At 58.3% G+C, this 22,617-nt stretch carries 20 protein-coding genes and 3 pseudogenes; 15 read left to right on the plus strand and 8 right to left on the minus strand.

Annotation, left to right across the window (positions count from 1 at the left end; all coding sequences use genetic code 11):
• Window positions 1-484 precede the first annotated feature (484 nt).
• The gene (rpsA, locus tag MUBE_RS01670) at window positions 485-1,933 is read left to right on the plus strand and encodes a 30S ribosomal protein S1 (protein WP_116539216.1); all 1,449 of its coding nucleotides are present in this window, start codon (window positions 485-487) and stop codon (window positions 1,931-1,933) included.
• A gap of 25 nt (window positions 1,934-1,958) precedes the next feature.
• Window positions 1,959-3,197: a dephospho-CoA kinase gene (gene coaE / locus MUBE_RS01675; RefSeq protein ID WP_116539217.1), complete on the plus strand. Its 1,239-nt coding sequence runs from the start codon at window positions 1,959-1,961 to the stop codon at window positions 3,195-3,197.
• Here coaE and MUBE_RS19235 read toward each other — a convergent pair.
• Together MUBE_RS19235 and MUBE_RS16635 are read right to left on the minus strand one after the other, a co-directional pair.
• Window positions 3,190-3,490: pseudogene (locus MUBE_RS19235) on the minus strand (hypothetical protein). The gene coaE and the pseudogene MUBE_RS19235 sit on opposite strands and share 8 nt — an antisense overlap.
• A 198-nt stretch (window positions 3,491-3,688) precedes the next feature.
• A pseudogene (locus MUBE_RS16635) lies at window positions 3,689-4,095 on the minus strand (DUF402 domain-containing protein).
• Window positions 4,096-4,203: 108 nt separating this feature from the next.
• Between MUBE_RS16635 and MUBE_RS16640 the strand changes: the two are divergent.
• Complete coding sequence (locus MUBE_RS16640) at window positions 4,204-4,422, plus strand: hypothetical protein (protein ID WP_243632725.1); 219 nt, start codon at window positions 4,204-4,206, stop codon at window positions 4,420-4,422.
• Between the two features lie 306 nt (window positions 4,423-4,728).
• Window positions 4,729-4,932 (plus strand): hypothetical protein, encoded by a 204-nt coding sequence (locus MUBE_RS16645; protein ID WP_243632726.1) that lies wholly within the window; start codon window positions 4,729-4,731, stop codon window positions 4,930-4,932.
• A gap of 130 nt (window positions 4,933-5,062) precedes the next feature.
• On the opposite strand, the pseudogene MUBE_RS16650 reads toward MUBE_RS16645, so the two are convergent.
• Together MUBE_RS16650 and MUBE_RS16660 are read right to left on the minus strand one after the other, a co-directional pair.
• Window positions 5,063-5,847: pseudogene (locus tag MUBE_RS16650) on the minus strand (ATP-binding cassette domain-containing protein).
• 2 nt (window positions 5,848-5,849) lie between these two features.
• On the minus strand, window positions 5,850-6,152 hold the full coding sequence (locus MUBE_RS16660; RefSeq protein WP_243632729.1) for an FHA domain-containing protein: 303 nt from the start codon (window positions 6,150-6,152) through the stop codon (window positions 5,850-5,852).
• A 72-nt stretch (window positions 6,153-6,224) separates the two neighbouring features.
• Here MUBE_RS16660 and MUBE_RS16665 point away from each other — a divergent pair, with 72 nt between their 5' ends.
• The 3 genes from MUBE_RS16665 (at window position 6,225) to uvrB (ending at window position 9,477) form a co-directional block, all read left to right on the plus strand.
• Complete coding sequence (locus MUBE_RS16665; RefSeq protein WP_243632730.1) at window positions 6,225-6,428, plus strand: hypothetical protein; 204 nt, start codon at window positions 6,225-6,227, stop codon at window positions 6,426-6,428.
• A 556-nt stretch (window positions 6,429-6,984) separates the two neighbouring features.
• The gene (locus MUBE_RS01695) at window positions 6,985-7,203 is read left to right on the plus strand and encodes a hypothetical protein (RefSeq protein WP_116539218.1); all 219 of its coding nucleotides are present in this window, start codon (window positions 6,985-6,987) and stop codon (window positions 7,201-7,203) included.
• A gap of 114 nt (window positions 7,204-7,317) precedes the next feature.
• Window positions 7,318-9,477, plus strand: a complete 2,160-nt coding sequence (gene uvrB / locus MUBE_RS01700; protein ID WP_207801621.1) for an excinuclease ABC subunit UvrB — start codon at window positions 7,318-7,320, stop codon at window positions 9,475-9,477.
• 104 nt (window positions 9,478-9,581) lie between these two features.
• Here the strand turns inward: uvrB and MUBE_RS16670 are convergent, their stop codons facing one another.
• Window positions 9,582-9,770 (minus strand): hypothetical protein, encoded by a 189-nt coding sequence (locus MUBE_RS16670; RefSeq protein ID WP_243632731.1) that lies wholly within the window; start codon window positions 9,768-9,770, stop codon window positions 9,582-9,584.
• A gap of 193 nt (window positions 9,771-9,963) precedes the next feature.
• On the opposite strand from MUBE_RS16670, the gene MUBE_RS16675 reads away from it, so the two are divergent.
• From MUBE_RS16675 to MUBE_RS16685, 3 genes are all read left to right on the plus strand, one after another.
• On the plus strand, window positions 9,964-10,212 hold the full coding sequence (locus MUBE_RS16675; RefSeq protein WP_243632732.1) for a hypothetical protein: 249 nt from the start codon (window positions 9,964-9,966) through the stop codon (window positions 10,210-10,212).
• 29 nt (window positions 10,213-10,241) lie between these two features.
• Window positions 10,242-10,493 (plus strand): hypothetical protein, encoded by a 252-nt coding sequence (locus tag MUBE_RS16680; protein ID WP_243632733.1) that lies wholly within the window; start codon window positions 10,242-10,244, stop codon window positions 10,491-10,493.
• A 114-nt stretch (window positions 10,494-10,607) separates the two neighbouring features.
• Window positions 10,608-10,850 (plus strand): hypothetical protein, encoded by a 243-nt coding sequence (locus tag MUBE_RS16685; RefSeq protein ID WP_243632734.1) that lies wholly within the window; start codon window positions 10,608-10,610, stop codon window positions 10,848-10,850.
• Between the two features lie 66 nt (window positions 10,851-10,916).
• Here MUBE_RS16685 and MUBE_RS01710 read toward each other — a convergent pair whose 3' ends face one another.
• Window positions 10,917-12,488 carry a mannosyltransferase gene (locus tag MUBE_RS01710; protein WP_116539219.1) on the minus strand — a complete coding sequence of 524 codons (1,572 nt, stop codon included), beginning with the start codon at window positions 12,486-12,488 and terminating at the stop codon, window positions 10,917-10,919.
• Between the two features lie 313 nt (window positions 12,489-12,801).
• Here MUBE_RS01710 and MUBE_RS01715 point away from each other — a divergent pair, with 313 nt between their 5' ends.
• Window positions 12,802-13,245 carry a universal stress protein gene (locus MUBE_RS01715; RefSeq protein ID WP_116539220.1) on the plus strand — a complete coding sequence of 148 codons (444 nt, stop codon included), beginning with the start codon at window positions 12,802-12,804 and terminating at the stop codon, window positions 13,243-13,245.
• Between the two features lie 35 nt (window positions 13,246-13,280).
• Here the strand turns inward: MUBE_RS01715 and MUBE_RS01720 are convergent, their stop codons facing one another.
• Window positions 13,281-13,970 (minus strand): MBL fold metallo-hydrolase, encoded by a 690-nt coding sequence (locus tag MUBE_RS01720; RefSeq protein WP_116539221.1) that lies wholly within the window; start codon window positions 13,968-13,970, stop codon window positions 13,281-13,283.
• A gap of 125 nt (window positions 13,971-14,095) precedes the next feature.
• Here MUBE_RS01720 and uvrA point away from each other — a divergent pair, with 125 nt between their 5' ends.
• A complete protein-coding gene (uvrA, locus tag MUBE_RS01725; protein WP_116539222.1) occupies window positions 14,096-16,999 on the plus strand; it encodes an excinuclease ABC subunit UvrA in 2,904 nt (967 codons plus the stop codon).
• A 439-nt stretch (window positions 17,000-17,438) separates the two neighbouring features.
• Here uvrA and lysX read toward each other — a convergent pair whose 3' ends face one another.
• A complete protein-coding gene (lysX, locus tag MUBE_RS01730) occupies window positions 17,439-20,768 on the minus strand; it encodes a bifunctional lysylphosphatidylglycerol synthetase/lysine--tRNA ligase LysX (protein WP_116539307.1) in 3,330 nt (1,109 codons plus the stop codon).
• Window positions 20,769-21,302: 534 nt separating this feature from the next.
• On the opposite strand from lysX, the gene infC reads away from it, so the two are divergent.
• The 3 genes from infC (at window position 21,303) to rplT (ending at window position 22,611) form a co-directional block, all read left to right on the plus strand.
• Complete coding sequence (infC, locus tag MUBE_RS01735; protein ID WP_243632753.1) at window positions 21,303-21,911, plus strand: translation initiation factor IF-3; 609 nt, start codon at window positions 21,303-21,305, stop codon at window positions 21,909-21,911.
• A 62-nt stretch (window positions 21,912-21,973) separates the two neighbouring features.
• A complete protein-coding gene (gene rpmI / locus MUBE_RS01740) occupies window positions 21,974-22,168 on the plus strand; it encodes a 50S ribosomal protein L35 (RefSeq protein WP_116539223.1) in 195 nt (64 codons plus the stop codon).
• Between the two features lie 53 nt (window positions 22,169-22,221).
• Entirely contained in the window at window positions 22,222-22,611 is a 390-nt protein-coding gene (gene rplT, locus MUBE_RS01745) for a 50S ribosomal protein L20 (RefSeq protein ID WP_116539224.1), read from the plus strand.
• Window positions 22,612-22,617 lie beyond the last annotated feature (6 nt).

Here is a 22,617-nt window from a genome sequence, read left to right on the forward strand (position 1 = left end):
GTTACGCCACGCGCTGGTGCCGAAGCCAGACCATGGTTGCCGTCCCGGTGATATGCAGTGCCTCTGACAGCGTGCGGTTGGTCATAATACAGCCGAACAACCGGATTTTGTTGCCAACCATGATTGTCAGACCCGCTATACAATCGTGCTCGGACCGAGCGGTGCAGGAACAATGCGGTGGCGGGACCGGGAAGAACAGCGAGGATGACGCATATCAACAGGAACGCCGGCAGTATGTTTGACCAAAATGTTGCATGACCGGAGTATGTTGAATGAGTCAAGCTATTTTGTTATCACCGTGTTTGCAGCAGGTGGCGGATGTGCTGGTGAATGAGCAGCGCGCATTTTCGGTGAGTTAAGGCGTGGGTTTGTCCGGCATGTGCCCAGTCGAGTAGCCTCGGTAGGTGCCTGCCTGTGCTGGATGGTGGGTACGTAATGTTGATCATATCTATACGAGTGAATCTGTCCGGAGCAACCCAACAATATGCCGAGTCCCATCGTCACCTCGCCGCAAGTAGCCGTCAACGACATAGGTTCTAGTGAGGACTTTCTCGCCGCAATAGACAAAACGATCAAGTACTTCAACGATGGCGACATCGTCGAAGGCGCTATCGTCAAAGTGGACCGGGATGAGGTGCTCCTCGATATCGGCTACAAGACAGAGGGGGTCATCCCTGCTCGTGAGCTCTCTATCAAGCACGACGTCGACCCCAACGAGGTTGTTTCCGTCGGCGACGAGGTTGAAGCCCTGGTCCTAACCAAGGAGGACAAAGAAGGCCGGCTCATTCTCTCCAAGAAGCGCGCGCAGTACGAGCGCGCCTGGGGCACCATCGAGGCGCTTAAGGAGAAGGACGAGGCCGTCAAGGGCACTGTTATCGAGGTGGTCAAGGGTGGCTTGATCCTCGATATCGGGTTGCGTGGCTTCCTGCCCGCCTCGTTGGTTGAGATGCGGCGTGTTCGCGATCTGCAGCCGTATATCGGCAAGGAGATCGAGGCTAAGATCATCGAACTGGACAAGAACCGCAACAACGTGGTGTTGTCACGACGGGCTTGGCTGGAGCAGACCCAATCTGAGGTGCGCAGCGAATTTCTCAACCAGCTGCAGAAAGGCGCTATCCGCAAGGGCATGGTGTCGTCCATCGTCAACTTTGGCGCGTTCGTTGATCTGGGCGGTGTGGACGGTCTGGTGCATGTCTCCGAACTGTCCTGGAAGCACATTGACCATCCGTCCGAGGTGGTCCAGGTGGGCGATGAGGTCACCGTCGAGGTGCTCGACGTCGATATGGACCGTGAGCGGGTATCGTTGTCGCTCAAGGCAACTCAGGAGGATCCGTGGCGGCACTTCGCTCGTACCCACGCCATTGGCCAAATCGTGCCAGGCAAGGTCACCAAGCTTGTTCCGTTCGGTGCCTTCGTCCGTGTTGAGGAGGGCATCGAAGGTCTGGTGCACATCTCAGAGTTGGCTGAGCGGCACGTCGAGGTACCTGATCAGGTGGTTGCCGTTGGCGACGATGCGATGGTCAAAGTCATCGACATCGACTTGGAGCGGCGCCGGATTTCGCTGTCTTTGAAGCAGGCCAACGAGGACTACACCGAGGAGTTCGACCCGGCGAAGTATGGCATGGCCGACAGTTATGACGATCAGGGCAACTACATCTTTCCCGAGGGCTTTGATCCCGAAACCAACGAGTGGTTGGAAGGATTCGACGTCCAGCGCGCCGACTGGGAGGCGCGTTACGCCGAAGCCGAGCGTCGGCACAAGATGCACACTACCCAGATGGAGAAGTTCGCTGCCGCCGAGGAGGCCGGACACGGCAGCAGCGAGCAAGTCCCGGCCAGCGGCAGTTCATCGTCCGAGAAAACTGCAGGCGGGTCTCTGGCTAGTGATGCCCAACTAGCTGCTCTACGGGAAAAGCTCGCCGGAAGCGCATAATCCCGGGTCTGACTGCATTCGCGTAATGCTGCGCATCGGGCTCACCGGTGGCATCGGCGCCGGGAAGTCGTTGTTGTCCAGCATATTTTCGCAATGTGGTGGGGTCATCGTCGACGGTGATGTACTGGCACGCGAAGTGGTGCAGCCCGGTACCGAAGGATTGTCATTGCTGGTCGATGCATTTGGTGCGGACATCCTGCTTTCCGACGGCGCGTTGGATCGGCGGGCTTTGGCTGCCAAGGCTTTTCGAAATGACGCGGCGCGCGATGTGCTTAACGGGATTGTACACCCGCTGGTGGCTAACCGTCGCGCGGAGATCATTGCGGCGGTATCCGAGGGTGCGGTTGTGGTCGAGGACATTCCATTGCTGGTGGAATCCGGGATGGCACCGTTGTTCCCGCTGGTCATTGTGGTGCATGCTGACGTCGAACTGCGAGTGCGAAGGTTGGTCGAGCAACGCGGTATGGCCGAAGCTGACGCGCGCGCCAGGATCGCTGCGCAGGCTAGTGACGAGGAGCGCCGTGCTGTTGCCGACGTCTGGTTGGATAATTCAAGTGCCCCAGAGGTTTTGGTCCAGCAGGCTCGTGACGTGTGGTACCACCGGGCATTGCCGTTCGCCCACAACCTGAGTCAGCGTCGGACGGTCGATGTACCGGCAAGACTGGTCGCGGTCGATCCGACCTGGCCGGACCAAGCGAAGCGCATTGTTGCTCGGTTGAAGACTACATGTAGCCACAAGGCGTTGCGCGTTGACCACATCGGCTCGACCGCGGTGCCGCATTTTCCGAGCTTTCAAGCCAAAGACATCATCGACATTCAGATCACTGTCGAGTCACTAGCGGTGGCTGACGAACTCGCCGAATCCCTGCTGTCTGCCGGGTATCCGCGTTTGCAGTACATCACTGCTGATGTCGCCAAGGCCGATGCCCGCAGCACCATGGGTCGCTACGAACACAGTAACGATCCAGAGTTATGGCACAAGAGGTTCCATGCCTCGGCAGATCCCGGCCGACCGACGCACGTGCATATCCGGGTGGATGGCTGGCCCAATCAGCAATTCGGCTTGCTGTTTGTCGACTGGCTGAAAGCCAACCCGGATGTGCTCACCGACTACTTCGGCGCTAAGCGTACGGCGGACTGGCTAGCGGACGGCAACATGCGCCGCTACGCCGACGCTAAGGAACTGTGGTTCCTTGACGCTTACCGACGAGCTTGGGAGTGGGCCGACTCTACGAGATGGCGGCCCCAGATGGGCTCTACGTAGATAAGGGTACGCCGAACCACAGCGCACTGTTCAAGGGATCGGTATTTCCGAGCACCGGTCTAACCCATTGGTCGACTGAGGTGAGAAGATGGTCTTCCATCTCAGACCAGTGGTATTCGTCTGGCCGCCGCTGGTGATGAGAGTGGCCTGGCTTCCGATTGTCACCCCATCGATCCTGGCGATGTAGGTGACATTGTGAAGGTCTTCCGCGCAGTCGCTGGGTTTAACTGGGAGCCAGCAGTAATAAACGTGACGGCGATAATCGGTATCCACCTGCGTTTGCCGGAGCTCATAACTGTTGAGATTACGCACGGTGTCTATCGTGGGTTACATGGACCACATTGGTGCTGTACGCTGACTATTGCGTGATTCACCAATGCGATAACGCATGTGCTACATCGAGTTCAAAGGTCGCCTGTTTGGTTAAGTTGCTCGTAGGGGTAAGTAAAGTGACTGAACTCGGAAATGCGTTTGGGCCCTCGCCTGTCGAACTATTGCCCATGCCAGGTGACTTCCATGCCATGGGTAGCCAGCCACCGTTAAGAGGTCATAGTCGTTGCGAGCCAGGCAGTTGACTGCAGCTACAGTACGCCGCACTGTCTGCTCGGTGACTTCTGGGGTCAGTATAACTGTGACGGACGGTATTCAGCAGTTCGTCGACATCAGTCAGTCCTGCCGCTGCGCCGGTGTGGACCTCGATGTCTAGGTAATGATCTTCGGAACGCCACACGGCTGGGCCAGGCTTGTTACTTGCCCACATTGAGGTAGTAGTCGTGATCCCGTTTGTGGTCCGATTTGACGTGAAAAACCTTGGATGGAATTGGGCTAGGCTGGGAGTGGGTCGAGCAACATAGAGCCCCCACGGTTGGGCCTTGTACTTGTCGACGGTCCGTACGATCCCTTTGGGATCCGCTAGTTGATCCGGGCGGCCAGGCAGAACGTTTCATGCTTGGGTGGATGGATGATGTCACCCTATCGCTGATTCAGCGGCCCCTACTGACCTTTAATGGCGGAGCTGGGCTTTCTGCCGCATATGGCTGGCGTAGAACAGCTGACAATGCCCATCAACATGCCGATGTTGAACAGCCAAATCTTCGATGTGTGTTGCCAGAACTGGTCTTGGGCGGGTAACGAATGCGACGCCAAGGCTGGCAGGTCGACCGTTGATGCCGCCGCGGTGAGCTCCGGTGGTCAGGTATTGCGACGGACAGTTGGCCAAGCATGAGCCGGCCGGCAACCAAGACTATCCCTCGCACAAGACTAGCTGCGCCATAATCTACACCACGAACAGCGGTAAGATCTTCTTGCGAGGGCGGACTCGTACCGAGATGGCCAGGCTAAGGACAGATGAGGCACTATACGTCGTGGTGGCAGTCACAAACAGCTTGGTTGTGGCTGTAAAATGCTGCAGCCCAACAGCACGGCGCCGCGAGTCGGCGTGCCTTTCCCGAGAATTACGATCGTGGTAGTGATTGTCGATTGCAGGATGGCGAACATGCAGACGATTGCGGTCTTGGCTAGCAAGTAAGCTATGATGGACAAGCCGAATGCTTATTGGCGTTGGAAGATCGTGCTTTCGCTAACCCGGTTGTGGATTACCAGTGCGGTGCCTATGGAGATCGCGGTGAGCAGGAGCAGGTTTCAGCACCTGGGTCGATGCATCCGGAGTACCGGTGTGTGGGTCGGTGATGTGGAAACTGCTGGTGCTGGGAACGGTCAGCGACAATGCACCTAGAATGAATGGCAGCAACGCCAGGAAGACAAAGTAAGCGCGATCGGCGACCAGCCGATGGTCCTACCAGCGCACAATGTTCGAGATTTGCCATCTCACGTTGGTGTGTACTGGTCTATCTAGCTTGGTTGGCTTATCGAGCTGAGGCCGGTGCCTTAAGTTGGTTCCGGTTATGAGGCAAGAAGTTTCGGTTGGCTTTCTCGAGATCGACGCCTACCTGAGCGAAGGTCTTGGCCCAGTCGGTAGTTCGCATCGCCTTGCTGATGTCCTGCGGAGGGCCGCAATACACCGTCTCCCCACCCAGTGCCACCAGCAGTTGGTCGCATATCTTGGGAGAGGACAACATGTGTGTAACCACAATCACTATGCGGACGGCGTCAGCCAAGTGATGCAACATCATCATCACTTGATGGTCTAGCGTTGGATGTAGGCTCGGCATCGGTTCGTTAAGAATCAGCAGCAACGATCGGATGAGCGGCCCTAGCGCCATCGAGGTGCGCTTGTGTTGACCGCCGGACAGTTTGTCGACTCGGGTGTCGACATGCTTGGTTAGATTGAGTTCTGCGAGTACTTGGGGGACAACCTTGGCGCGATCATATTTGCTGGTGCCGGGCGGTAGTCGCAGTGCGACTGCGTAGCCCAGCACCTGGTTAACTATCAACTGGCAGTGTACCATGTCGTCTTGCGGGACCATTCCCATCCTTATGCGCACGACGCATATTCTGCGTGGATATCGTATCCCTTGAACGTGGCTGAGCCGGAAGTCGCGCGGACGTAACCGACGATTTGCTGTGCGAGGGTCGTTTTGCCGGCATCGGACCCGCCGATAGTCGCTGTAAGTGTGTCGAACCCAGCGAGCAGTGAGATGTTGTCCAGCAGTTGTTTTCCGGTGTTGATGTAGTACTTGACCCCGCGCACCTCTAGCCCACCAGTGCACGTAGTCGCCTAGCTGTGGGGTAACAGGGTGCTGTTAGTTGGACATCAGATCGACATTGCCTGATGACCACGCTGCCCTCGGTCCAGATCGCCGACCCGCCGTGGATGTCGTTGACGAACGTCCCGTTGATGCTGCGGTCCAGAATTTCGTTGCCAAGCGGTGTCAAAACCAGCGTTGCGTGATAATACGAGGCGAAAATACTGGGAGTGGCGATGTTGTTGTCGTTAGCTTGGCCAATCGTGACCGTGCCGGTCGACTCAGACATCCGGACGGGACCGGGAGCCATAGAGGGTTGCTCTGACAAGAACTTCGCCGTTTTTGTCGCAAATTTGGAAACTTCTGCTGAAGTGACGTCGAGTTGGGCGGGGCAATCGCTCCAGGGTTGGCCACGGTCACCGCGTCGAGCGAGGACCGTGCTGGCATCCCGGATGGGTGCACCCGCGAAGGTGCTTCGGTGCGTGGGGAACGAGCGGTATTTGGGCATCCCCGAGAAGGGCCTCCGATCCGGTGTTCTGGAGTCAGTGAACAGGCAAGGGTGGGTGGCCCCCGAGTCTGGCATTGACCTCGTCTGTGGCGGCTGGCTGGTCGTCGCTTGCCGGGGTTCGATCTCGAAGGTTAGCCGCGGCCCATGTGGATTTCTGATGTTGACGCTCTGGCTGCCGTAAATGTCGAACACCGGCAAGCGGTAACCGTTTACGTAGGTTCTGTGCAACGAGCCGTTGTCGATCGCTAGCAGCTGACTCCGATCAAAAACAGAGAATAAGATGGGTAGAAGAGATCCTTAGATCCGCGATATGCAGATCGGTGCGCGCGTTATGCCTAACGACTACTTCATGACTTGCTGCGCAGGATTGATGAGGCCCATTGTACCAAATTGTAAGCACTAGCGGGGCTGGTCGACTCACTACATCAGTAATCAGTTGGCCGAGTTCGTCGTTTCTACTAGACTCGTCTATGATTTCGCTTTGTTTCGATCTGGCCACTCGTAGCTTTTTCATAGCAAGCATCGACCTACCCTCTATGCGGACCCGGCATCGTTTGAACGTGCGGGATGCACAAAGAGGCATGTCCGGACTCCGTGCCGAGACTTAGCACTCAAGGTTTTTCGCCCCGCAGTCGTGTCTAACGCCTCGGCCGCGCCTGCTACCTCGTCGCTGCTGCCTGTCCTTGGCGAGTTGTGCAGCGGTGTCGGCAAACTCGTATACGACCCAACCAGCAATGAGCAGATCGTCTGTGCAGGTAAAAGCTGCGCTAAAACCTTCATTACGACCGGAGTTCACGCCTCCGATAGCTTGTGTGACTGGCTGGGCGCCTCGGTGTTTGCCATGTTCACCTGAAACGCTGGTTACCTGCTCCAATGCGATCCTGCCACTCAGGTATGGACCCGTTCCACCGGATAGACCCTGCTGGACCGGAGTCACTCTGTTGGTGTTTGGTTCTACGCTGGAGGCATGGCCTTCGCCACTGAGCATCCAGTAGTAGCGTATTCGGAATACCGTCCCGTTGAGGAAGTCGTACGCACCGGTGGCCACTTCGAGGTGGTCAGCTCGTACGCACCGGCCGGTGACCAGCCCGCCGCTATCGACGAGTTGGAACGGAGGGTCTTAGCGGGGGAGCGTGATGTGGTGCTACTTGGCGCCACCGGTACCGGGAAGTCAGCGACCACCGCTTGGCTCATCGAACGGCTGCAGCGGCCTACCCTGGTGATGGCGCCAAATAAAACGCTGGCCGCTCAGCTGGCGAACGAACTTCGAGAGATGTTGCCGCACAACGCGGTCGAATACTTCGTGTCGTACTACGATTACTACCAGCCGGAAGCGTACATTGCGCAGACCGACACCTATATTGAAAAGGATAGCTCCATCAACGACGATGTAGAGCGGCTGCGGCACTCCGCGACGTCGTCGTTGTTGTCGCGGCGTGATGTGGTGGTGGTGGCCTCCGTGTCGTGCATTTATGGCCTGGGCACTCCACAGTCCTACTTGGACCGCTCCGTCGAGTTGGTGGTCGGCAACGAGATGCCTCGTGACAACCTCTTGCGGCTGTTAGTGGACGTGCAGTACATCCGCAACGACTTGTCCTTTACCCGAGGCTCCTTCCGAGTGCGCGGCGACACAGTGGAGATTATCCCGTCTTATGAGGAGCTTGCGGTTCGAATTGAGTTTTTCGGCGACGAGATCGAGGCACTATATTATCTCCACCCGCTCACTGGCGAGGTGATCCGTCAGGTCGATGCTCTGCGAGTCTTCCCTGCAACCCACTATGTGGCTGGTCCCGGGCGGATGGCTCAGGCGATCTCCACCATCGAGGAAGAGCTTGCCGAGCGGCTCGCCGAATTCGAACGCCAGGGCAAGCTGCTGGAGGCGCAGCGGCTGCGTATGCGCACCAACTATGATATTGAAATGATGCGGCAGGTCGGGTTCTGCTCGGGTATCGAGAACTACTCCCGCCACATAGATGGGAGATCGGCTGGATCCCCTCCTGCGACCCTTCTCGACTACTTCCCGGAGGACTTTCTGCTTGTCATCGACGAGTCACACGTCACTGTTCCGCAGATCGGTGGCATGTACGAGGGTGACATGTCGCGGAAGCGTAACCTCGTCGAATATGGGTTTCGGCTGCCGTCAGCGTGTGACAACCGTCCGCTAACCTGGGAAGAATTCGCCAGCCGGATCGGACAGACGGTGTACTTGTCGGCCACCCCGGGACCGTATGAACTCAGCCAGTCCGGTGGCGAGTTCGTCGAGCAGGTGATCCGGCCGACCGGTCTGGTCGACCCGAAAGTGGTGGTCAAGCCAACCAAGGGGCAGATCGACGACTTGATTGGCGAAATCCGCAAACGCGCCGACGCCGATCAACGGGTGTTGGTTACGACGCTGACTAAGAAGATGGCCGAAGATCTCACCGACTACTTGTTGGAGATGGGCATCCGAGTGTGTTATCTGCACTCCGAGGTCGACACTCTGCGGCGGGTAGAATTACTGCGTCAACTGCGGCTTGGCGAGTATGACGTGCTGGTTGGCATTAACTTGCTGCGTGAGGGCCTTGACCTGCCCGAGGTGTCGTTGGTAGCGATCCTGGATGCCGACAAGGAAGGCTTCCTGCGGTCGGCACGTAGTCTGATCCAGACCATCGGCCGGGCGGCCCGCAACGTTTACGGTGAAGTGCATATGTATGCTGATACGATCACTTATTCGATGACCGAGGCTATAGATGAAACTGAGCGGCGGCGGGCAAAGCAAATCGCCTACAACGAAGCCAATGGCATTAACCCACAGCCGCTGTGCAAGAAGATCGGCGACATTCTCGATCAAGTTTATCGTGAGGCAGATAATACCGACACCGTTGGGGTGGGTGAATCGGGGCGTAACGCGTCCCGTAGCCGGCGCGTCCAGGGCGAACTTGGTTACCCGGTCAGCACCGGTGTGTTCGAGGGTCGCGACATCGCTGGTATGCCGCGTGCTGAACTCGCCGACCTGATCAACGATCTCACCACCCAAATGATGGCCGCTGCTCGTAACTTGCAATTTGAGTTGGCCGCGCGCTTCCGTGACGAGATTGCAGATCTCAAAAAGGAAATGCGTGGGATGGATGCGGCGGGCCTCAAGTGAATGTCAGCTGCGTGCAAACTCCTACGGTATAGGCGTGACGGGATACGGAAAGCGATACTGGCAGTTGACGGCAGCCGCTGGGCGAGTAGATCGGTACGTTTATCTTACTGGCCGGTGGCGTGGGGCTGTATGTCACTAACGAGTTCCTGACCGCCAGTCTGCTCCTCAGTGCGATCGCCGAAATCGGCGGCAGCCGGCTGTATGCTTAGATAACTGCCCTTTACCTGGTCAGGTCGGTCGTCGCAGTGACTGCGGTCAGTCGCTGTTGCCCTGCGTAGGGGCGCGTACGTCATCCCTGGTGGGACGGGCGGCATTTGGCGTCATCAGTTTAGTGTGCGCCGGCTGCGCCGGCCATGGAAGTTCTGGTAGCTGGACACACCCTGCAAGGTGTGGCTGGTGGACTGACAGTCGGCTTGGGCTACGCGCTCTGCACCTCTGCCTTGCTTCAGTCGCTGTGGACTTGCGGTTCAGCACTAGGTATAGGTGATGTGGGATGTCGCGACTTTAGGTCGGTCTCGCGTTGGGGAGTTTGCCCAGCTCGGACTGTGGCGATGGGCATTTGGCGCGGTGGCGATGGTGATGATGATTGCCCTGATGGCCCTAAGTTTATTGGTGCCGGTTCGTATTCTTCGTAAATCAGGCTTCCCCGAGCGCCGCTACCCCATCGTCGGCTCCAGCATACAAAGTGCCGGCGCGGTTGATGCTGCTGATGGGTACAGCTGGGATGGTGGTTAGCGTCGCTGAACTCTATCCATAGTACTTGTATGGTGACTGCCGGCCTGCTCGTCGTCGACGCGTTGTTAATAGGGATGTTTGTGGTCGTTGATTGGCGAATGCACGTTGTAGTGTTGCCGTTCAGCGTATTTGGTTCCGGATCGTTGAAATCGATCTACCTGGTCATGATGGTGTCGATGGTCGTGGTAATGGCTACCATGTATGTGCCGCTGTTTGGTCAGCAACTCGGGCATCTGAGCTCGGTAGCAGCCGGGTTTCTGGGGCGCGGCTCTGGCTTTTGATTGAACCACCGGCGAGATCGTTAGCGCGTCGCTGAGCAATCCTCGTGTTGTCGGGTGCGTGGTTGCAGCTGCGCTGCTCGTTACGGCGTTGGGCGCAACCACTAGTGTGCTAACGTGCTGATCGGGATTAGTCGCGCTCTGGGCGCTGGTGTTGTGTTGGTCACCGGGGCAAGTAGCGAGGCTGGGTGGTCCCATCAAGCCAAACGTGCAATGGCTTGCGTCAACGGTCTGGCTGAGAGTAGCGTGCTTGCCGCCGCGGTCTGCATCGTGCAGCTGGCCTCAGCGGCTTTTGGCGCAGGGCCGGTCGGCGTGGTGGTCGACACAGCCAAGGCCGGCGAAGCGGCAGCAGCTCGTTGACTCTATCTGGTTTTCACCATGTTGGCCGCGGTCGGTTTCGTTGCTTCGACCCATCGCAGCCATCGTTCACCGCGTTGACTTGATGACCTGCGAATAGTGGAATTGCCACCGCTCGACAATGCGGAACCCCAAGTAGCTGGGGAATTGATACGCTGGTGCACGTCGCAATATGAGTCCTGGTGACAGTAATTGTCCCGTTTGATGTTCGGGCAGTGATTTGTCTCGGTCGGAGATCGTCCACACCGTGGAGCATTTGTTGATCTTGGCCGTCACCAGCCACACGGCGACATGGCCGTCCCACAGAGCACCAACTTTAGGCCCGTAGGAACCACGCTCGACGTCGATCAGCGATCGGAAGGCCGCTGGCCGAGCGGCCAGTAGTGCGCGGATCGGTCCGGGCCGCCAGGGCACGGTGTTGTCCACGATCAGACAGTCCCCGGGCACAGCACGGGAACTGATCACATCAGCTACTTGACTGTAGTCCCAGCCCTCTTTAGCGTATCGCCCGCGTTGCGTGAGGAGGTAATTCGGAAAAGCGGCAACAGCGAACAGTACTAAAATGCCGGCAATAGACTGCGGCTTGTGGGCGACCGTAGTGATGCAGACCGCTGTGATGATAGCTGCCGCCGGAGCGGTGAGGATCAGGTAGCGTGGGTAGTAGATTGGTTCGATGACCGCCGAATAGATGACCAGCAGGGCGGTCGGAATGACGATCCACGCTGTGCAGATAATCACGAGACTGCGGAGGTCGCCTGCCGGAGCGTGCAGACCGCCCAGTCGAGCCGCGATCGCGGCGACGATGACGATGGCCGTGACAATCGCGAACGGGACGCTGTGATCGAAATACTGCCGTTGCGTGATGTCGAAGGCGTAGTGCCAGCTGATCCGGAAGATCCAGCCGACCTGTCCTACCTGGCCATGAGCAAACAAGATGAACGGCGTCATGATCCCGAGTGCGGCGACTGAGGTAACTGCCCACCAGATGAGCGGAGAATTCCGAAATTTGTTGGGTGTGAACCATGGCAGGACTGCGGCGTAAACCAGCACCAGCGTGACCAGGCTGAGACTCAGCAACATCGACAGCATCAATGCTAGCGCATAGCACAGCCACAGCCATGGTCTATTGCGCCGTACCGTGGTCACGAGTAGCACGGTCAGCCAGATAGCTGCGGCCACCGACAAAGCAGACGAGCGAGCTTCGATACCTGCCCAGGTAACGCGCGGCAGAATGGCGAAGGCAATGCCTGCACATATCGCAGTAGTCCGCGTGGCAAATTGCCTGGTGAACACCGTGACTCCGGCAGTAGCGACACCAATTGCCAGACAGCTTGGAATCCGTGACCAGAATTCGGTCGGCGGAAATATCGCGAACCAGCCGTGCATCAGCAGGTAGTACAAGCCGTGCACAGCATCGATGTGACCTAGTAGCTTCCATAGCTCTGGCACAGTGCGGCTTGCTGAAGCCGATATCGTCGCAGCCTCATCAAACCAGAGTGAAGGCCGATTGGCCCAGGCCCCGCTGATTATGGTGGCTAGCACAGCAATTGCCCAAGGGTCAAGCAGTGCGCCGTGCGTATGCTGGCGTGCCGAATCGTCACCTACGTCCGTTGTGCGCAGCTCTAGTGCCGATGCAGACATGATGCTGTCACTGTAAAATGTACGCGATGAGCCTGGTCACTAGCGGTCCCGCTGGCGGGGTGTAGCTGGTACGGCGTCAGCCCGGGTTGTCCGTACTCGATGCCTGCGAGTCATGTAAAAGCTGTGCGCAGTAGGACTTTAATACGTTGAGTGTGAGCAGTCGAACATCGTGTTATTTGCAGGTATTGCCTCTCGAGTTGCCCTGGCTGGACAAAAAACTGGCCGCGCCATGCTGCTGAGTCGGTCCTCTGGCCCATCTGCATTGAATAACGCGATACTGTCTTGAGCTTAGCAACTGACATTTGGAGGGGAAATGGGCGCCTATCAGACCGTGGTGGTGGGGACCGACGGCTCGGATTCGTCGTTGCGCGCAGTGGACCGGGCAGGAAAGATTGCCGGGTCGGATGCGAAGCTGATCATCGCATCGGTTTACTTGCCCCAGCATGACGACGCTCGGGCGGCCGACATCCTGAAGGACGAAAGCTACAAAGTGACGGGCACCGCCCCGATCTACGAGATCCTGCACGACGCGAAGGAGCGGGCGCACGTTGCCGGGGCGAAGAACGTCGAAGAGCGACCAGTCGTCGGCGTTCCGGTCGATGCGCTGGTGAACCTCGCCGAGGAAGCAAATGCCGATCTGCTGGTGGTTGGCAATTTCGGTTTGAGTACAATTGCAGGCCGGCTGCTGGGATCGGTTCCGGCCAATGTCTCGCGTCGGGCCAAAATTGACGTCTTGATTGTGCACACCACGCCGTAAAGTGTGAAGCACCAGTGAGTCTGGCAGCCAGAGCCCTACCAGCCTCGCTCGCGCCATTCTGCTAAGTTGGGGCGCTCCGTGCCGAGTACCGTGTCATCGCCATGGCCGGGGTAGATGACCGTAGCGTCCGTATACACATCGAACACTCGGGTGGTGACGTCGTCGAGCAGTTGGGTGAAGTCACCAGGCTGCCACGTCTTACCAACGCCCCCGGGGAACAGGCAGTCGCCAGTGAACAACTGCGTGATCCCCCCAGTTTTGGGGCCGGGGGTGGCTCCGCCGAGTGCCAGTGCGATCGACCCGGGTGTGTGCCCACGCAGGTGGATAATGTCGAACATCAGCTCCCCAATCTGTACGCAGTCACCGTTAACCAGCAGACGATCCGGTTTGACCGGTAGTGATTTGGCGTCGATCTCATGTGCGGCGGTCGGCACACCGGTAGCCGCGACCACCGCTTCCAGTGCTTGCCAGTGATCGACGTGTTGATGGCTGGTAACAATGAGCGACAGCTTCGGGGCGTAGCGTCGGACTAGATCTATAAGCACCTCGGCGTCGTTGGCGGCGTCAATCAGAAGTGTTTCTCCGGTGACCGAACATGTCACTAGATAGGCGTTGTTGTCCATCGGGCCCACCGACGCCTTCAGGATCATGGCGCCGGGTAAGGTCCGGCGGGTTGCGGTACCCGGGTCAACGTGCCCAGTGTAATTGTCGTCCACGCTAATCATTGCTGTCACGTTACTTGGCTGCGGCAGAGTTGAGGCCTGCGTGTGTTGCTTATTGGTGGGCACATCTAGCGTAGAGTGCGCCGTACCATCGTTCGGCGAGTGAGAGTTTCAGGGAGAGGGGCAGCGTGGCTGACCGCCTGATCGTCAAGGGTGCCCGTGAACACAACCTGCGAGGCGTCGATCTTGACCTGCCGCGCGATTCGTTGATCGTCTTCACTGGGCTGTCCGGATCGGGCAAGTCGTCACTGGCCTTTGACACCATCTTCGCCGAGGGGCAGCGCCGCTACGTGGAGTCATTGTCGGCCTACGCGCGCCAATTCCTGGGGCAGATGGACAAGCCGGACGTTGACTTCATCGAAGGTCTTTCCCCGGCAGTGTCTATCGACCAGAAGTCGACGAACCGCAATCCCAGATCGACGGTTGGGACGATCACTGAGGTGTACGATTACCTACGGTTGCTGTATGCGCGGGCCGGCACGCCGCATTGTCCGATATGTGGCGAGCGGATCACCCGTCAGACGCCTCAGCAAATTGTCGATCAGGTGCTGTTACTGCCGGAGGGCACCCGATTTTTGGTGCTTGCCCCGGTGGTGCGTACCCGCAAAGGCGAGTTCGCTGACCTGTTCGACAAGCTCAATGCGCAGGGCTACAGCCGGGTGCGGGTCGACGGTGTGGTGTACCCGTTGGCTGATCCGCCGAAGCTGAAAAAGCAGGAGAAGCACGACATCGAGGTGGTGGTGGACCGACTCACCGTCAAGGTCATCGCCAAGCAGCGGTTGACCGACTCGGTGGAAACTGCACTGAACTTGGCTGACGGCATCGTGGTGCTGGAATTTCCCGACGATCATGACGAACACGGCCACCCGCGTGAGCAGCGCTTCTCCGAGAAGCTGGCCTGCCCCAGCGGGCACCCCCTGGCTGTCGACGATCTGGAACCGCGCTCGTTCTCGTTCAACTCTCCCTACGGCGCCTGTCCCGAATGTGTGGGCTTGGGGATCCGCAAAGAGGTCGACCCGGATCTGGTGGTGCCCGATCCGGATCGCACTCTGGCCGAGGGTGCTGTGGCGCCATGGTCGGCGGGGCACACCGGGGAGTACTTCACTAGAATGATGGCTGGGCTTGGAAAGGAGCTGGGATTCGACGTCGACACACCATGGCGCAAACTGCCGGCCAAGGCTCGCAAGGCGATTCTCGAGGGCTCCGACCATCAGGTCCATGTGCATTACCGCAACCGGTACGGTCGAACCCGTTCGTACTACACCGATTTCGAAGGCGTGCTGGCATTTCTGCAGCGCAGAATGGAGCAGACCGAGTCCGAACAGGTGAAGGAACGCTATGAAGGCTTCATGCGTGACGTGCCTTGCCCAGTGTGTAAGGGTACGCGACTCAAGCCAGAGATTCTGGCGGTGACGCTGGCTGCGGGTGAGCGTGGCGTGAAGTCCATTGCCGGTGTTTGTGATCTGTCCATCTCGGATTGCTTGGATTTTCTTAACGCGCTCACTCTCGGTGCGCGCGAGCGAGCGATCGCGGGGCAGGTGCTCAAGGAAATCCAGTCGCGGCTCGGTTTTCTGCTCGACGTCGGGCTGGAGTATCTCGCGCTGTCTCGAGCGGCCGCCACGTTGTCCGGCGGTGAGGCCCAACGCATTCGGCTGGCCACCCAGATTGGCTCCGGTCTGGTGGGCGTGCTCTACGTTCTTGACGAACCGTCTATAGGGCTGCACCAGCGCGACAACCGTCGACTCATCGAAACCCTTATGCGATTAAGGGCGTTGGGCAACACGCTGATTGTCGTCGAACATGACGAGGATACTGTCGCTCACGCCGACTGGATCGTCGACATCGGCCCGGGCGCAGGTGAGCATGGTGGCCAGATCGTGCACAGCGGGACCTACCGCAAACTGCTAGCCAATAAGGATTCGATTACCGGTGCTTACCTGTCCGGCCAAAAAAGTATTGCCATTCCCACCCGTCGGCGTTCCGTTGACCGGAAGCGTCAGCTCACTGTCGTCGGAGCCCGACAGCATAACCTGCGCGGGATCGACGTTTCGTTTCCGCTTGGCGTGTTGACTTCGGTGACCGGTGTGTCGGGCTCTGGCAAGTCAACTTTGGTCAACGACATCCTGGCGGCGGTCCTGGCCAATCGGCTCAACGGCGCTCGTCAAGTCCCGGGTTGTCATACTCGGGTGACTGGACTGGACCAGGTGGACAAGCTGGTGCGGGTGGATCAGTCGCCGATTGGCCGCACACCGCGATCCAACCCGGCAACTTATACCGGGGTGTTCGACAGGATCCGGACCTTGTTTGCTGTCACCACCGAGGCGAAAGTTCGCGGCTATCAACCCGGCCGATTCTCGTTCAACGTCAAGGGTGGTCGCTGTGAAGCATGCACCGGTGATGGCACCATCAAGATTGAGATGAACTTCTTGCCGGACGTGTATGTGCCGTGTGAAGTGTGCCAGGGCGCCCGGTATAATAGAGAGACTCTCGAGGTGCACTACAAAGGCAAGACTATCTCCGAAGTGCTAGGCATGTCGATCGAGGAAGCGGCAGAGTTCTTTGAGTCGATCAGCGGCATTCACCGTTACCTGCGCACGTTGGTCGATGTCGGCCTGGGCTATGTCCGACTGGGCCAGCCCGCGCCGACGTTGTCTGGTGGTGAGGCACAGCGGGTGAAACTGGCGTCCGAGTTACAGAAGCGCTCGAGCGGGCGCACCATTTATATTCTTGACGAGCCTACTACTGGGCTGCATTTCGACGATATCCGCAAGCTGCTCAACGTCATTAACTGCCTCGTCGACAAAGGCAATACGGTCATTGTGATCGAACACAACCTGAATGTGATTAAGACATCGGACTGGATCATCGACATGGGGCCCGAGGGTGGTGCTCAGGGTGGAACCGTTGTCGCTGAGGGCACTCCGGAGGATGTCGCCGCGGTTTCAGAAAGCTACACCGGCCAGTTTCTCGCCGAGGTCGTCGCCGCCAAGTCAGTGCCTGATTTTTCTGTGAGACGTAGCTTACGCACATGACGCACGTGTCCGGCAGCAGGCCGTGGAGCCCATTGCCTTGTGGACTTGCCCTTAAACGTTTGGCTGTTGCGTGTTGGCGCTCTTGGTACTGTTCTTTCGACGGCTCGGCCGTGGGGTGGCTCGGTGTCGAATTCCGCGGCACCTAACGCCGTCGCATGCCTGGATTCGATCTTTTTTGCGGACGGATTTGAAGGTTGGCACGCCCACGTTGTTTTACCCCGGGTCGGGCTGGGCAAACGGCTTTGCTGGCTCCGGTGTCCGATGCCTTGGCTGCCTGCCTCGAGAGGGATGTGCTGAGCAGTCTCGGGATGTCCAGCCAGGGCAAGGCGGTCCAACGCCTAGCCTGTCGTCGCTGTCAAAGTATCCTTCACGTTTGATTGTTAAGCATTTAGTGGCGGTCGTTGCGAATCTTGTTGCTATACCTGTGGCCATCGCCGAGTTAGTGTGGCTTGATCAGTGGGAACGGCAGCGCTTCGCGGATGCTCCGGCCGGTGATCAGCATCACAAGACGGTCTATACCCATTCCCAGGCCGCCGGTGGGTGGCATCGCGTATTCCATGGCTTGCAGGAAGTCTTCGTCGAGCTCCATCGTTTCAGGGTCTCCACCGACGGCCGACAAGGACTGCTTGTGTAAACGGCGTCGCTGCTCCATCGGGTCGGTGAGTTCACTGTAGGCGGTGCCTAACTCTACACCCCACGCCACCAGGTCCCAACGCTCGGCGACGCCGAGCTTATTGCGATGTGGCCGAGTTAGCGGCGACACGGACGTTGGAAAGTCGATGTAGAACGTCGGTTGCTCGGTTCGGTCCTCAACCAGGTGTTCATAGAGCTCCAGTAGCACCGCGCCAGCATCCCAATGTGCTTGATAAGGGATGTGTGCGGCGTCGGCCAGGTTACGTAGAGTAGTGAGTTCGGTGCTGGTGTCGACGCATTCTCCGAGCGCTTCGGATACCGCTTCGTATACGGTCTTCACTGGCCAGACACCGGAGATGTCGATCGGTTCGAGGTGGTTAGCGGTTCCGCTGGCTCCCTCAATCTGCGGCCGCATCATGATCTGTGCACCGTTCGCGGCTTCGGCGGCCTTTTGGGTCAATTCTCGGCAGCCGTCGATCCACACCAGGTAGTCTGCGTGTGCTTGGTAGGCCTCGAGCAAGGTGAACTCCGGATTGTGACTGAAATCCACCCCCTCGTTGCGGAAGGCCCGGCCCAGCTCGAAGACCCGCTCCACGCCCCCGACGCACAGTCTCTTGAGGTAAAGCTCCGGGGCTATGCGCAGGAACAGGTTCATGTCATAAGTGTTGATGTGAGTGATGAATGGCCGAGCGGCGGCACCGCCGTGGATCTGCTGCAGGATTGGGGTCTCGACTTCAATGAATCCCTTGGCGAACAATGTTTCCCTGACCGAGCGTAACACGTTGCTGCGAGCCATGATCAGGTCACGAGACTCAGTATTGACCGCCAGATCGACATAGCGGGTTCGCACCCGGTTTTCTGGGTCGGTTAACCCCTTCCATTTGTTCGGCAGCGGTCGCAGGCATTTACCAATTATCCGCCAGTTGCGGATTATCAGCGAGCGGGTGCCGTTTTTGCTGAAGCCCATGTTCCCGGTCATTTCAACTAGATCGCCCAGATCAATAGTCGCGGTGAAATCCGCGGTGCAGCAGCGCTCGATCACCGAATTGTCGAGCAGTACTTGCATTTCGCCTGACCAGTCACGCACGTTGGCGAACAGCACACCGCCATAGTCACGTATACGCAGTATGCGTCCGGATATTGAGACGGCGTCTTGGTCGTCGGCGTCTAGCGCCTGGGCTACCGTATGACTGGGTGGATTTCCCACCGGATAGGCATCAATACCGTTGTGCTGCAACCTCTTAAGCTTAGCCAAGCGCACCCGGACTTGTTCGGGGAGACGGGAATTCACTACTTTCAAATCGGCATCCACAGGTTGCAATCCGCTGACGTCTGGAGTCGACCCATCGTGATGTAGTAGCCCGGATTCGACTAACCGTGCTGGCACAGCCGGATGATGGCCAGTGTGTACTCGGTCGCGCCGGCTGAACGGCAACACGAGGAACCCTTCGGCGATAACCGAGGCAACCCCTACTCGCGGAATCAGCCGGGCATCCTCGTAGCAGGCGTAGCGGGGGATCCATTCAGGGAGGTATTTCATGTTCGAACGGTACAGTGTCTCCAACTGCCACCACCGCGAGAAAAATAACAGCAGCCCCCGCCATAACCGTGCAATTGGGCCGGCGCCGAGTTGAGCACCTTGTTCGAATGCGGCGCGAAACATGGCAAAATTTAACGAAATACGGGTAATACCAAGGGGCTCTCCGTTGAGAGCTAGCTCGCTGACCATGAGTTCGATAGCGCCGTTCGGAGATTGTGGAGAACGTCGCATCATGTCCAGTGAAACGCCGGTGGTTCCCCACGGGACCAGCGACAGCATTGCAACGACATGGTTGTCGCGGTCCACTGCTTCGACCAGCAGGCAGTCCGAATCAGCCGGATCGCCAAGCCGGCCCAGTGCCATCGAAAAGCCACGTTCGGATTCGGTGTCGCGCCAGGCGTCAGCACGAGCAATGATGTCTGCTGTTTCGTCGGCGGAGATGTCGCGGTGTCGTCTGATGCGTACGGTTAGTCCGGCCCGGCGTGCCCGTGTCACCGCCTGGCGCACTCCGCGCATGTCGGGGCCGGAAAGCTTGTAATCAGCGGTCCGTAAGATCGCCTCATCGCCGAGTTCTATGGCGTTTAGGCCGGCCTCACGAAATACCCGGGCGCCCTGCGAACTGGCCCCCATCACACCGGGTGCCCAACCGTATGTCTGGCAAAGCCCTAACCACGCGTCGACGGCCTGCGGCCACGCCCTAGGGTCGCCCACTGGGTCACCGCTGGCTAAGCAGACGCCGATCTCGACTCGATAGGTGATGGCCGCGCGACCGCTGTGCGCGAAGACCACCGATTTATCGCGCCGAGTGGCGAAGTAACCCAGTGAGTCGTTATTGCCATACAGCTTGAGTAGCCCGCGTATAGCGGACTCGTCCTCGCCGGTCAAGGCGTTATCCGCACGCTGGGATTGGAACAGCACGATGGTGGCAGCGATTAACGCGAGGGCACCGAACAAGCCGAAGATGGCGTTGAGCAAGACGTGCGGTTTGCCGGTGAACAGGTCGGGATCGGCAAGGGCGAATCCGACCACCCGATTAGCCACATACGGCAGGCGGTCCTGCCGCGCTAGCGATCCAGGGAATAGCTCGACTAGTCCCAAAGACAATAGGATCCCGATCACGCCTCCGGCAATCAGCACCACAGCCGCTTTCACCAGCGCGCCTCGGCGGACTTTGGCCCAGAATTCCCGATAGCTCAAAACCAGTAGAACGATCGCGACGATGTGCACTGCAAACCCGAGGTTTTCTCCAAACGTTTCGGCTGGAGTGTTGCCACCCGCTGCCATATCCGCTGCGTTCAACACGGCGGCGAGCACCATATTGCCTAGTAACAGCAGCCAGGCGATGCGTTTGCGCGCGGTTAGCGCTGCGGCTAACAGCGCCAGCACAAACGACCAGGCGATGCTGGTGTCCGGAAAGTTAAAGAGGTAGTTGTTAATGAATTCGCGCGGGACCCTGATAAGCCATCTGACCAGAGTCGACACACTTGCTACCAGCGACAGCGTGGCGATAATGCCGACGGTCCAGCCGGCTGCCGCCGGTACCCAGCGGTACTGGGAATGCGACTGGTTGCCTGAGCGAGGTGTAGCGACTGTCACAGACCGCGAGGATATTCCTTTAAACTGTGAAATGCCTGGCGAAGCGCCAACAATGGTCAAGAGCGATTGTCGACGGTGAAAGAATGATTATCGACTTGCCAGACTGGTGCAACTCGCGCGCCAGAGGTCGGTTGACCCCGGCCCTTGCCTCGAAGTGCCGAGTGACGCCTCGTGACTGCTAGACTGGTCTCTACGACCATTCCGGCGAAGGTCGGGAGCAGTAAGCGGAGTTCCACTCCCACCGTTAGCTACGAGATTATTTTCAAGGCTGAGGGGTCCGGTCACAGGCATCTTGTAGTGCCTGTTCCGCGTGTGACGTGGACGGCTTGAGTTGTGTCAAGCCGTGATCGGTCGGCATTGGGCCCTGCTTGTGTAGGGTTTTTTGCTGATGGTGTGGTGCTTCTACTGCTGATTTCCCGATCGAGCCAAGCACTGGTCGTTGCTAGAAGACAACCTGGAGTTGCTGGAAAACAACCTTAAGGATAGCTAAGTAGATGCCTATTGCGCCCACTATGGCCCAACAAGGGAGGCCCCATCAGCACTGAGACTCGCGTCAATGAGCGCATCCGCGTACCTGAAGTCCGGTTGATCGGTCCAGGGGGAGAGCAGGTAGGCATCGTGCGGATTGAGGACGCACTTCGTGTCGCTGCGGACGCCGATCTCGACCTTGTCGAAGTTGCCCCAAATGCCAGACCACCGGTCTGCAAGATCATGGACTACGGCAAGTACAGATACGAGGCGGCGCAGAAGGCGCGCGAATCCCGCCGCAACCAGCAGCAGACTGTCATCAAAGAACAAAAGCTGCGACCCAAGATCGACGATCATGACTACGAGACCAAAAAGGGCCACGTGGTCCGCTTCCTGGAAGCAGGATCGAAGGTCAAGGTCACCATCATGTTTCGCGGACGTGAGCAGTCGCGGCCCGAGCTGGGCTACCGATTGCTGCAGCGGCTGGGTGCGGACGTCGCCGAATACGGCTTTGTCGAAACGTCGGCCAAACAGGATGGACGCAACATGACGATGGTGCTGGCACCGCATCGCGGCGCGAAGACTCGTGCCAGGGCGCGGCATTCGGGAGCACCCGAGGCTGGGTCAACACAGGATCTTGATGTAGCTGGCAATGCTGACGGTTCATTGAACTAACTAGCGCGTTAGTCAGCACAATGTGAGCAGCTGAATAGTAGAAACAGCAGAACTGAGGAAACATGCCCAAGGCCAAGACTCACAGCGGAGCGTCGAAGCGGTTTCGGTGTACAGGAACCGGGAAGATTGTCCGTCAGAAAGCCAATCGTCGGCATCTGCTCGAACACAAGCCGAGTACTCGCACCCGGCGGCTAGACGGCCGCACAACGGTTTCGGCCAACGACGCCAAACGAGTCAATTCACTGTTGAACGGTTGACCAGTTGCGTTAGCCTCTGGCCAGTTACGTACGAACGAGAGTAGGAAATATCCATGGCACGCGTAAAGCGGGCAGTTAACGCCCACAAGAAGCGGCGAACCGTCCTGAAGGCTTCGAAAGGCTATCGTGGCCAACGATCCCGGCTCTATCGCAAAGCTAAAGAGCAGCAGTTGCATTCGTTGGGTTATGCCTACCGCGACCGCCGTGCGCGTAAAGGTGAGTTCCGCAAATTGTGGATTTCGCGGATCAATGCGGCTGCGCGCGCTAATGACATCACTTACAACCGGTTGATCCAGGGCCTGAAGGTTGTGGGTGTCGACTTAGACCGCAAGAATCTCGCTGATATTGCGGTCAGCGACCCGGCAGTGTTCACCGTACTCGTTGAGATTGCCCGTGCCGCGCTGCCCGACGATGTCAACACCCCCTCGAGAGAAGCTGCATAGCCTGCG

The organism is Mycobacterium uberis (genome assembly GCF_003408705.1).
GTDB classification, from domain to species: domain Bacteria; phylum Actinomycetota; class Actinomycetes; order Mycobacteriales; family Mycobacteriaceae; genus Mycobacterium; species Mycobacterium uberis.

Coding starts and splice junctions, on each gene's coding strand:
- rpsA (WP_116539216.1), top strand. CDS start 485: ATGCCGAGTCCCATCGTCACCTCGCCGCAAGTAGCCGTCAACGACATA.
- coaE (WP_116539217.1), top strand. CDS start 1,959: ATGCTGCGCATCGGGCTCACCGGTGGCATCGGCGCCGGGAAGTCGTTG.
- MUBE_RS16640 (WP_243632725.1), top strand. CDS start 4,204: ATGGCGGAGCTGGGCTTTCTGCCGCATATGGCTGGCGTAGAACAGCTG.
- MUBE_RS16645 (WP_243632726.1), top strand. CDS start 4,729: ATGATGGACAAGCCGAATGCTTATTGGCGTTGGAAGATCGTGCTTTCG.
- MUBE_RS16660 (WP_243632729.1), bottom strand. CDS start 6,152: ATGGCTCCCGGTCCCGTCCGGATGTCTGAGTCGACCGGCACGGTCACG.
- uvrB (WP_207801621.1), top strand. CDS start 7,318: ATGGCCTTCGCCACTGAGCATCCAGTAGTAGCGTATTCGGAATACCGT.
- MUBE_RS16670 (WP_243632731.1), bottom strand. CDS start 9,770: ATGACGTACGCGCCCCTACGCAGGGCAACAGCGACTGACCGCAGTCAC.
- MUBE_RS16675 (WP_243632732.1), top strand. CDS start 9,964: ATGTGGGATGTCGCGACTTTAGGTCGGTCTCGCGTTGGGGAGTTTGCC.
- MUBE_RS16680 (WP_243632733.1), top strand. CDS start 10,242: ATGGTGACTGCCGGCCTGCTCGTCGTCGACGCGTTGTTAATAGGGATG.
- MUBE_RS01710 (WP_116539219.1), bottom strand. CDS start 12,488: ATGTCTGCATCGGCACTAGAGCTGCGCACAACGGACGTAGGTGACGAT.
- MUBE_RS01715 (WP_116539220.1), top strand. CDS start 12,802: ATGGGCGCCTATCAGACCGTGGTGGTGGGGACCGACGGCTCGGATTCG.
- MUBE_RS01720 (WP_116539221.1), bottom strand. CDS start 13,970: ATGATTAGCGTGGACGACAATTACACTGGGCACGTTGACCCGGGTACC.
- rpmI (WP_116539223.1), top strand. CDS start 21,974: ATGCCCAAGGCCAAGACTCACAGCGGAGCGTCGAAGCGGTTTCGGTGT.
- rplT (WP_116539224.1), top strand. CDS start 22,222: ATGGCACGCGTAAAGCGGGCAGTTAACGCCCACAAGAAGCGGCGAACC.